The organism is Falsiroseomonas sp. RANM36 (assembly GCF_056682175.1).
In genome coordinates this window covers 123,467-132,426 of record NZ_JBWXTD010000003.1, presented here as the reverse complement: position 1 = coordinate 132,426, position 8,960 = coordinate 123,467, and the positions used below count along the sequence as shown (strand labels likewise).

10 protein-coding genes are annotated in these 8,960 nt (G+C 71.0%); 7 read left to right on the top strand and 3 right to left on the bottom strand.

Going from position 1 to position 8,960, the window contains the following annotated elements; genetic code table 11:
* From AC1MIR_RS05585 to AC1MIR_RS05575, 3 genes are all read right to left on the bottom strand, one after another.
* Positions 1-1,069 (bottom strand): metal ABC transporter permease (locus AC1MIR_RS05585; protein ID WP_480027197.1); only part of this gene is annotated, 1,069 nt, incomplete at its 3' end.
* A gap of 22 nt (positions 1,070-1,091) precedes the next feature.
* The gene (locus AC1MIR_RS05580) at positions 1,092-1,853 is read right to left on the bottom strand and encodes a metal ABC transporter ATP-binding protein (RefSeq protein WP_480027196.1); all 762 of its coding nucleotides are present in this window, start codon (positions 1,851-1,853) and stop codon (positions 1,092-1,094) included.
* Positions 1,850-2,851 carry a metal ABC transporter solute-binding protein, Zn/Mn family gene (locus tag AC1MIR_RS05575; RefSeq protein WP_480027195.1) on the bottom strand — a complete coding sequence of 334 codons (1,002 nt, stop codon included), beginning with the start codon at positions 2,849-2,851 and terminating at the stop codon, positions 1,850-1,852. Before AC1MIR_RS05575 ends, AC1MIR_RS05580 begins: the two co-directional genes overlap by 4 nt.
* 104 nt (positions 2,852-2,955) lie before the next feature.
* On the opposite strand from AC1MIR_RS05575, the gene AC1MIR_RS05570 reads away from it, so the two are divergent.
* The 7 genes from AC1MIR_RS05570 to AC1MIR_RS05540 all read left to right on the top strand — a co-directional run bounded on the left by AC1MIR_RS05570 (position 2,956) and on the right by AC1MIR_RS05540 (position 8,761).
* Positions 2,956-3,318 carry an ArsR/SmtB family transcription factor gene (locus AC1MIR_RS05570; protein WP_480027194.1) on the top strand — a complete coding sequence of 121 codons (363 nt, stop codon included), beginning with the start codon at positions 2,956-2,958 and terminating at the stop codon, positions 3,316-3,318.
* 229 nt (positions 3,319-3,547) lie between these two features.
* Complete coding sequence (gene coxB, locus AC1MIR_RS05565; RefSeq protein WP_480027193.1) at positions 3,548-4,477, top strand: cytochrome c oxidase subunit II; 930 nt, start codon at positions 3,548-3,550, stop codon at positions 4,475-4,477.
* Between the two features lie 37 nt (positions 4,478-4,514).
* Positions 4,515-6,107, top strand: coding sequence for a cytochrome c oxidase subunit I (ctaD, locus tag AC1MIR_RS05560; RefSeq protein WP_480027192.1), 1,593 nt, complete (start codon positions 4,515-4,517; stop codon positions 6,105-6,107).
* Positions 6,108-6,128: 21 nt separating this feature from the next.
* On the top strand, positions 6,129-7,076 hold the full coding sequence (locus AC1MIR_RS05555) for a heme o synthase (protein WP_480027191.1): 948 nt from the start codon (positions 6,129-6,131) through the stop codon (positions 7,074-7,076).
* Positions 7,073-7,204, top strand: coding sequence for a hypothetical protein (locus AC1MIR_RS05550; protein ID WP_480027190.1), 132 nt, complete (start codon positions 7,073-7,075; stop codon positions 7,202-7,204). The genes AC1MIR_RS05555 and AC1MIR_RS05550 overlap by 4 nt, the downstream gene beginning before the upstream one ends.
* Positions 7,205-7,206: 2 nt before the next feature.
* A complete protein-coding gene (locus tag AC1MIR_RS05545) occupies positions 7,207-7,830 on the top strand; it encodes a cytochrome c oxidase assembly protein (RefSeq protein WP_480027189.1) in 624 nt (207 codons plus the stop codon).
* A 94-nt stretch (positions 7,831-7,924) separates the two neighbouring features.
* Complete coding sequence (locus tag AC1MIR_RS05540) at positions 7,925-8,761, top strand: cytochrome c oxidase subunit 3 (protein WP_480027188.1); 837 nt, start codon at positions 7,925-7,927, stop codon at positions 8,759-8,761.
* The last annotated feature ends 199 nt before the right edge of the window (positions 8,762-8,960 follow it).

Genomic DNA, 8,960 nt, shown 5'->3' with positions numbered 1-8,960 from the left:
GCGGGGGGGGGGTGCGGGGGGGGGCTGGCCGGCCGGCGGGGGGGGGGGGGGGGGGGGGCGCGGGGCCGCCCCCCCCCCCCCCCCCCGCCGCCACCGCGCCGATCGGCGCCCAGCGGTCGCCCGCCGTCCCCGGGCCGGCGCCCGCGGCCTCCTGCGCTTCCCAGGCGGCACGGAGGAAATGCTCGGTGTCGGCCGCCAGCCGCCGGCGCAGCAGCAGCCCGAGCCGGGCGAGCAGCCCGCGCTCCGGCGCCAGCAGCAGCGCGAGCGTGAAGAGCAGGGCGGCGACCAGCACCACCGCCGCGCCGGTCGGCACCTCCGGCCGCGGGGCGGAGAGCCAGGCGCCGGCCGCCCCGGCCAGCGCGCCGCCCGCGGCCGCCAGGGCCAGCATGCGCGGCAGCCGTTGGGTCAGCAGCCGCGCCGTCGCCGCCGGCAGAACCAGCAGCGCCACCACCAGGATCAGCCCCACCGCCTGCAGCCCGCTGACGCAGACCAGCACGATCAGCCCGAGCAGCAGCAGGTCCGTCCGGTCGGTGCGCAGCCCCTGCACGCGCGCGAAATCCATGTCGAAGGCGACCGCGCGCAGGCGCTGGAAGGCGAGCAGCACCAGCAGCAGGCAGATCGCGGCGACCGTCGCGGCGATGACCGCGTCCTCGGCGCGCATCGCCGCCGCCTGGCCCAGGATGAACTTGGACAGCCCCGCCTGCGCCGCGCCGGGCAGCGTCTGCAGCCAGGAGAGCAGCGCGACGCCGGCGGCGTAGAAGGAGGAGAGCACGATGGCGATCGCCGCGTCCTCCCGGATGCGGCGGGTGCGTGTCAGCGCCTGCACCGCCAGCACGCCGAGCAGCCCGGCGACGGCCGCGCCCGCCAGCAGCGGCGGCAGCGCGCGCGGATCGGCGCCGACGATGGCGACGACCAGCGCCGCCACCGCGACCCCGGGCAGCGCCGCATGGCCCACCGCATCGGCCACCAGCACCCGGCCGCGCAGCAGCGCGAAGGTGCCGACCGTGCCGGCGGCGACGCCGAGCAGCGCGCAGCCGAGCAGGACGACGAGCGTGTTGTAGCTGATCATCGCGGCGCCGCCTGAAGGCCGTTCACGCCCCGACCGCCCCGACGCCGATGCTGGCCTCGTCCAGCACCGCCAGCCGCGCGCCATAGGTCGCGGCGATGTTGCGGTTGGTGAAGGCCTCCTTCACCGGCCCGGCGGCGAAGACGCGGGCATTGAGCAGGAGGACGGACGAAAAATACTCCGGCACCGTGCCGAGGTCGTGATGCACCGCGACGACATGCCGCCCCTTCGCCGCCAGCTCCCGCAGCACCGCGACGATCGCCGCCTCGGTCGCCGCGTCCACCGCGGCGAAAGGCTCGTCCATCAGCACCAGGTCGGCGTCCTGCGCCAGCGCGCGGGCCAGGAACACGCGCTGCTGCTGGCCGCCCGACAGCCGTCCGATCTGCCGGTCGGCGAAATCCGCCATGCCCACCTGCGCCAGCGCGGCGCGCGCCGCTTCCCGGTGCTGGCGCGGCACCACGCCCCACCAGCGCATGCGCGGATAGCGCGCCATGCAGACCACATCGAGCGCGGTGGCGGGAAAGTCCCAGTCCACGCTGGCGCGCTGCGGCAGGTAGCCGACGCGGTCGCGCACCGCGTCGAGCTTCCGGCCGAAGAAGCGCACCTCGCCCGACAGCGCCGGCACCAGCCCGAGCGTCGCCTTGAGCAGGGTGGACTTGCCGGCGCCGTTGGGCCCGACGATCGCGGTCAGGCCGGACGGGGCCGACCAGGTGACGTCCCACACCGCCGGCTTCTCGCCATAGGCCACCGTCAGGTGCCGGATCTCCAGCGGTGCGGGCGGGCTCATGCGCCGAGCCGGCCGTTCAGGCCGCGATCCGGCACGCGGCCACCCAGGGCACGCGCGATGGTCGTGATGTTGTGGTCCAGCATGCCCTCATAGGTCCCTTCGTAGGTGCCCGCCTTGCCCATGGCGTCGGAGAACAGGTTGCCGCCGAGCGCCACGCGCTGGCCGCGCGCGCCCGCGCCCTCGATCAGCGCGCGCACCGCGCGGTCCGGCACCGAGGTCTCGGCGAAGACCGCCGGCACGCGGCGCGCGACCAGCTTGGCCACGAGCGCCTCGATCGCGGCGAGGTTCGCCTCGGCCTCGGTGGAAAGGCCCTGGATGCTCTCCAGTTCGAATCCGTAGCGGGCGCCGAAATAGCTGAAGGCGTCATGCGCGGTGACCAGCAGCCGGGCATTGGGCGGCACCGTGTCCAGCACCTGCTTCGCATAGGCGTCGAGCCGGGCGCAGCGGGCGCGGAAGCCGGCCAGGTTGTCGGCCATCGCCTCCCGCGCATCGGGCACCAGGCGCAGCAGCGCGGGCTCGATCGCCCTGGCCGCGTCGGCCCAGAGCGTCGGGTCCATCCAGACATGCGGGTCCGCGGCGTCGGGGTAGTCCGGATTTGCCCGCAGCCGGTCGCGCGGCAGCGACTCGGCCACCAGCACCACCGGCTTGCCCGACTGGCGCACGCGCTCGAGCACGTCGCCCATCCGCCCCTCCAGCCGATGGCCGACGCCGAACACGGCATCGGCGGCGAGCAGGCGGGAGATGTCGGAGCGCGTCGGGCGGAACAGATGCGGGTCCACGCCTTCGCCGATCAGCGTGTCCACCCGGACGCGCCCGCCCGAGACCTCCCGCACGGCATCCGCCACCATGCCGACCGTGGCGACCACGCCCCGCGCCGCGCGCGGCTGCGCCAGCGCGGGCAGTGGCAGGGCGGCGGCGAGCGCGCCGAGCAGGCTGCGGCGGCCGACACATGAACTTCTGTTCACATGTATGGCTGTCGAGACGTGATCCCTGTTCATCTGTTCAGATGTTCCTTGTTTTTCAATAGTTTGGGCTCTGGCGGCAGATTGGGCAGGCGACCGGCCGCGTCAAGGCCCGCTGGACGCGCGGCGCGGCGCACGGGATGGTGCCCGGACTGCAGCAGGGCGACGCGATGGGCGTGCGGGACCGGATCGGCGAGGACCAGGTGGTCGAACTGGCGGAGATGTTCCGCCTGATGAGCGACCCGACGCGTCTGCGCATCATCCTGGCCAGCCTCGACGCCCCGGTGCCGGTGGGCGAGATGGCCGAGACGCTCAACATCTCGGCCTCGCTGGTGTCGCATCATCTGCGCCTGCTGCGCGCGGCCCGGCTGCTGCAGGCGGAGCGGCGCGGACGGCAGGTGTTCTATGTCGTGGGCGACAGCCACATCCGCTCGATGCTGACCGACATGGTCGATCATGTCGCCGAAGGCGAGGCGGAAGCCGAGGCGGCGCCCGGCGGCTGAGCCTGTCGCGCAACTCCTTGACATATGGGCGAGGTTCCGCGGCCGGCGGGGTTGCCGCAAGCCGGTCTCCCATCACTTGTGCGGTGCGGTAGGCGCTTCTATAGGTCGCGTGTGGGGAGCCTGACCGCCGAGACGCGGCGGAGGGAGCCCTGCGCGCCGGGCGCAGGCCCGGCCCATGACGGGTTCGAGGAAAGCGCGCGGCGATCCGCCGCGCCGGCGGGACAGCAGGATGAGGCAGGCAATCAGCGCGCTGATCGGAAGGGTGGCCCGCATCTGCGGGGCCGCCGCAATGGCGGGCGGCCGGCTGGCCGCGGCCGCGGGCTCCGCGCTGGCGCAGGCGGCTGCGCCGATGGTCGGCGCGCCGAGCCCCTGGGGGATGGGGCTGCAGGCCTCCGGCGGGCCGATCAAGGACGCGATCTCCTCCTTCAACAGCCTGGTCTTCTGGATCATCGTGGTGATCACGATCTTCGTGGCGGCCCTGCTGGTCTATGTCGTCTGGCGCTACCGCGCCGCCGCCAATCCGAATCCGACCCGCACCAGCCACAACACCCTGCTGGAGATCGCCTGGACGGTCGTGCCGGTGCTGATCCTGGTGGTGATCGCGATCCCGTCCTTCCGCCTGATCTACTACCAGGACCGCGCGGTGGACGCGGAGATGACCGTCAACGTGCAGGGCCGGCAGTGGTACTGGCACTACGCCTACCCCGACCACGGCAACTTCACCTTCGACAGCTATCCGGTCGCGGCGGGCGAGCTCGGCCAGGGGCAGATCCGCAACCTCTCGGTGGACAATCCGCTGGTGATCCCGGTGGGCGCCAATGTCCGCGTCCTCACCACCGGCCAGGACGTGATCCACAGCTTCTTCGTGCCCTCGCTCGGCGTGCAGAAATACACCATCCCCGGCCGCACGCTGGAGACCTGGATCCGCGCCGACCGCCCGGGCGTCTTTTACGGGCAGTGCAACCAGATCTGCGGCGTGAACCACTGGTTCATGCCGATCGAGGTCCGCGCCGTCCCGCGGGAGGAGTTCAACGCCTGGGCCGAGCAGGCCCGGACGCGCTTCGCCCAGGGCCTGCCGCCGGGGCCGCCGCCTTCCGCGCTCGCCGGGCGCGCCCCCGCCGAAGCCCCCACCACCACCCTCGCCGAGGCGCGCCGCTAAGGCCGCCCCCACCCAGCCCAGGATCGGACAGACACCGATGGCGACCGCCTCGCACGCACACGACGACCACCACGACCACAAGCCCGGCTTCGTGCAGCGCTGGCTGTTCAGCACGAACCACAAGGACATCGGCACGCTCTACATCGGCTTCGCGCTGATCGCCGCGATCGTCGGCATCGGGCTTTCGCTGCTGATGCGCCTCGAACTGCAGCAGCCGGGGATGCAGATCTTCGCCGACGGGCAGATGTGGAACGCCTTCGTCTCCGCCCACGGCCTGATCATGGTGTTCTTCGTGGTCATGCCCGCGCTGATCGGCGGCTTCGGCAACTGGTTCGTGCCGATGATGATCGGCGCGCCGGACATGGCCTTCCCGCGGATGAACAACATCAGCTTCTGGCTGCTGGTGCCGGCCTTCCTGATGCTGGGCGCGTCGCTGTTCGTGGGCGAGGGCGCGGGCGGCGGCTGGACGATCTATCCGCCGCTGACCGACAACACCTACCACCCGTCCATGGCGATGGACCTGGCGCTGTTCAGCCTCCACCTGGCGGGCGCGTCCTCGATCCTGGGTGCGGCGAACTTCATCACCACGATCTTCAACATGCGCGCGCCCGGCATGACGCTGCACAAGATGCCGCTCTTCGTGTGGTCCATGCTGGTCACCGCCTTCCTGCTGCTGCTGGCGGTGCCGGTGCTGGCGGGCGCCATCACCATGCTGATCACCGACCGCAACTTCGGCACGGCCTTCTTCGACCCGGCCGGCGGCGGCGACCCCGTGCTGTTCCAGCACCTGTTCTGGTTCTTCGGCCACCCCGAAGTCTACATCATGATCTTGCCGGCCTTCGGGATCATCAGCCACATCGTCTCGACCTTCAGCCGCAAGCCGGTCTTCGGCTATCTCGGCATGGCCTATGCGATGGTGGCGATCGGGTTCGTCGGCTTCATCGTGTGGGCGCACCACATGTTCACCTCCGGCATGGACGTGGACACGCGCGCCTACTTCATGGCGGCGACGATGGTCATCGCCGTGCCGACGGGCATCAAGATCTTCAGCTGGATCGCCACCATGTGGGGCGGCAAGCTGACCTTCGAGACGCCGATGCTCTTCGCCATCGGCTTCATCTTCCTGTTCACCGTGGGCGGCGTGACGGGCGTGGTGCTCGCCAATGCCGGCATCACCCAGATCCTGCACAACACCTACTACGTGGTGGCGCATTTCCACTACGTGCTGAGCCTGGGCGCGGTGTTCGGCATCTATGCCGGCATCTACTACTGGCTCGGCAAGATGTCGGGCCGGCAGTATCCGGAGAAGCTCGGCCAGATCCATTTCTGGCTGACCTTCGTCGGCGTGAACCTGACCTTCTTCCCGCAGCACTTCCTGGGCAACCAGGGCATGCCGCGCCGCTACCCGGACTACCCGGACGCCTTCGCTGGCTGGAACCTGGTCTCCTCGATCGGCTCCTACATCTCGGTCGCGAGCTTCCTCTTCTTCTTCTACGTGCTCTACGTGACCTTCACCAAGGGCGCGCGTGCGGCCGACAACCCCTGGGGCGAGGGCGCGACCACCCTGGAATGGCAGGTGAGCTCGCCGCCGCCCTTCCACACCTTCGACGAACTGCCGCGCGTGCGCTGACGCGCCGCTGACGAGGAACGGATGAGCGGCCACGCCATCGAACAGGGGGGGGCGCAAGCCCCCCTCGACACATCCGCCGACCTGTCGGAGGTGCGCGACTGGGTCGCGCTGCTGAAGCCGCGGGTCATGACGCTCGTGGTCTTCACCGCCGTGGTCGGGCTGCTGGTCGCGCCGGCGCCGATCCATCCGGTGCTCGGCGTCGCGGCGATCCTCTGCATCGCGGTTGCCGCGGGCGCGGCGGGCGCGATCAACATGTGGTACGACCGGGACATCGACGCGCTGATGCGCCGTACCGCGCGCCGCCCGATCCCGTCGGGCCGCATCGAGCCCGGCGCCGCGCTCGGATTCGGGCTGACGCTCTCCGCCGCCTCGGTCGCGGTGATGGGTCTCGCGACGAACTGGGTGGCGGCCGGCTGGCTCGCCTTCTCGATCTTCTTCTACGTCGCGATCTACACGATGTGGTTGAAGCGGCGGACGCCGCAGAACATCGTCATCGGCGGCGCCGCCGGCGCCTTCCCGCCGGTGATCGGCTGGGCGGCGGCCACGGGCGATGTCACGCTGGTGCCGATCATCCTCTTCGCCATCGTCTTCATGTGGACGCCGCCGCATTTCTGGGCGCTGTCGCTCTGGGCACATGGCGACTACGCGCGCGCCAAGGTGCCGATGCTGCCCGTGACGCATGGCGCGCGGGAAACGCGGCGCCAGGTGATGGCCTACACCGTGGCCCTGGTGCCGGTCACGCTGGCGCCCTGGCTGGTCGGCTTCTCGGGGCTTGCCTATGCCGCGGTCGCGGCGCTGCTCGGCGCGGGCTTCCTCCACCACGCCTGGCGCGTGCTGAAGGAACCGCAGGACGGCTCCGGCCGCAGCCTGGCGAACGACGCCGCCGCGCGCGCCACCTTCAAGTATTCGCTGTACTACCTCTTCGCGCTCTTCGCCGCGCTCGCGATCGACAAGCTGGCCTTCGGATGATGACGCCCGAGGAGCGCACCGCCTTCGAGAAGCGCCGTCGCGCGCGCAACTGGGCGATCTTCCTGACGCTCGTCGGGCTGGTGGTGCTGTTCTACTTCATCTCGATGGCGCGGATCCTGAGGGGGTGAGCATGGACGCCTCTCGCCAGGCCCTGATCGCGAAGCGGAACCGGCGGGTCGCCGGCGCGGCCTTCGGCGTCGTGTTCGGCATGGTCGGCGTCTCCTTCGCCGCCGTTCCGCTCTACGACCTGTTCTGCCGCGTCACCGGCTTCAACGGCACGCCGATGATCGGCCAGCAGGCGCCGGGCGCGCCGGGCGACTTCGTCGTCACCGTCCGCTTCAACGCCAACACCCAGCCACAGCTGCCCTGGCGCTTCGAGCCGGCGCAGCCTTCCGTGCAGTTGCGCGTCGGGGAGGAGGCGATGGGCTTCTACCACGCGCGCAACCTCTCGGACCGGCCTGCGACCGGCATCTCCACCTACAACGTCACGCCGGAAGTGGTCGGCAAGTATTTCCACAAGACCGCCTGCTTCTGCTTCGAGGAGCAGACGCTCGAGCCCGGTCAGCAGGTGGACATGCCGCTGGCGTTCTGGGTGGACCCGCGCATCGCCGAGGACCCGAACACCCGCGGCATCCGCACCATCACCGTGAACTACACCTTCCACCGCAGCCTGCATGACGCCGAGCGCGCCGGGGCGCTCGCCAATGCCGGGCCGCATGTAGGCCGCCAGGGGGCGCCGACCGCGGTCCGCTGACCCTCTCCGACCCTTGATCCGCCCCGCATCTTGCGGGATTCATCCACCACCAAAGGCCGGGGCCGAACCCCGCCGCGACCACCCAGGACGAGCGATGGCAAGCCACAGCGAAACGGGCGCCAGCCCCTACAAGCACCCCTACCATCTGGTGGATCCCTCGCCCTGGCCGATCATCGGCGCCTTCGCGGGCGGCGCGCTGGTGATGGGCATCATCGTCATCGCGCATGGCGGCGGGGCGTGGCTGCTCGCCCTCGGCCTGCTCGCCGTGCTCGCCACGATGTTCTTCTGGTGGCGCGACGTGCTGAAGGAGAGCAACACGCCCGGCCTGCACAGCCCGGTGGTGCGCCTCGGCCTGCGCTACGGCATGGTGCTGTTCATCGCCTCCGAGGTGATGTTCTTCGTCGCCTTCTTCTGGGCCTACTTCCACTTCGCGCTGTTCCCCGAGCATGTCTCGGGCGCGGAGAAGGCGATCTGGCCGCCGGCGGGCGTCTACACCTTCGACCCCTTCAGCCTGCCCTTCCTCAACACGATGATCCTGCTGCTCTCGGGCACCACGGTGACCTGGGCGCACCACGCGCTGCTGAACAACGACCGGCGCTCCCTGATCATCGGCCTGTCGCTGACCGTCCTGCTCGGCCTCAGCTTCAGCGCCTTCCAGGCCTATGAATACCTGGTGGCGCCCTTCCACTTCACGGGCGGGATCTATCCCTCGACCTTCTTCCTCGCCACCGGCTTCCACGGCTTCCACGTGATCGTCGGCACCATCTTCCTGGCGGTCTGCCTGGTGCGCGCGATCCGCGGCGCCTTCACGCCGGAGCGTCACTTCGGCTTCGAGGCGGCTGCCTGGTACTGGCACTTCGTGGACGTGGTCTGGCTGTTCCTCTTCATCTTCATCTACTGGTGGGGCGCCGGCGAGATCGCGCATCATTAGTGATGCCCTCAGACGCCGGGCGCGGCCTCCGGCCGCTTGGCTTCGCGCAGGCGACTGACGCGCCCGGCTCGAAGGATGTTCTGTGCGCGGGCCGCCTTCGCGGCCTGGGGGGGGGGGGGGGGGGGGGGGGGGGGGGGGGGGGGGGGGGGGGGGGGGGGGGGGCGGGGGCGGGGGCGGGGGCCCGCGCGGCGGCGGGGGC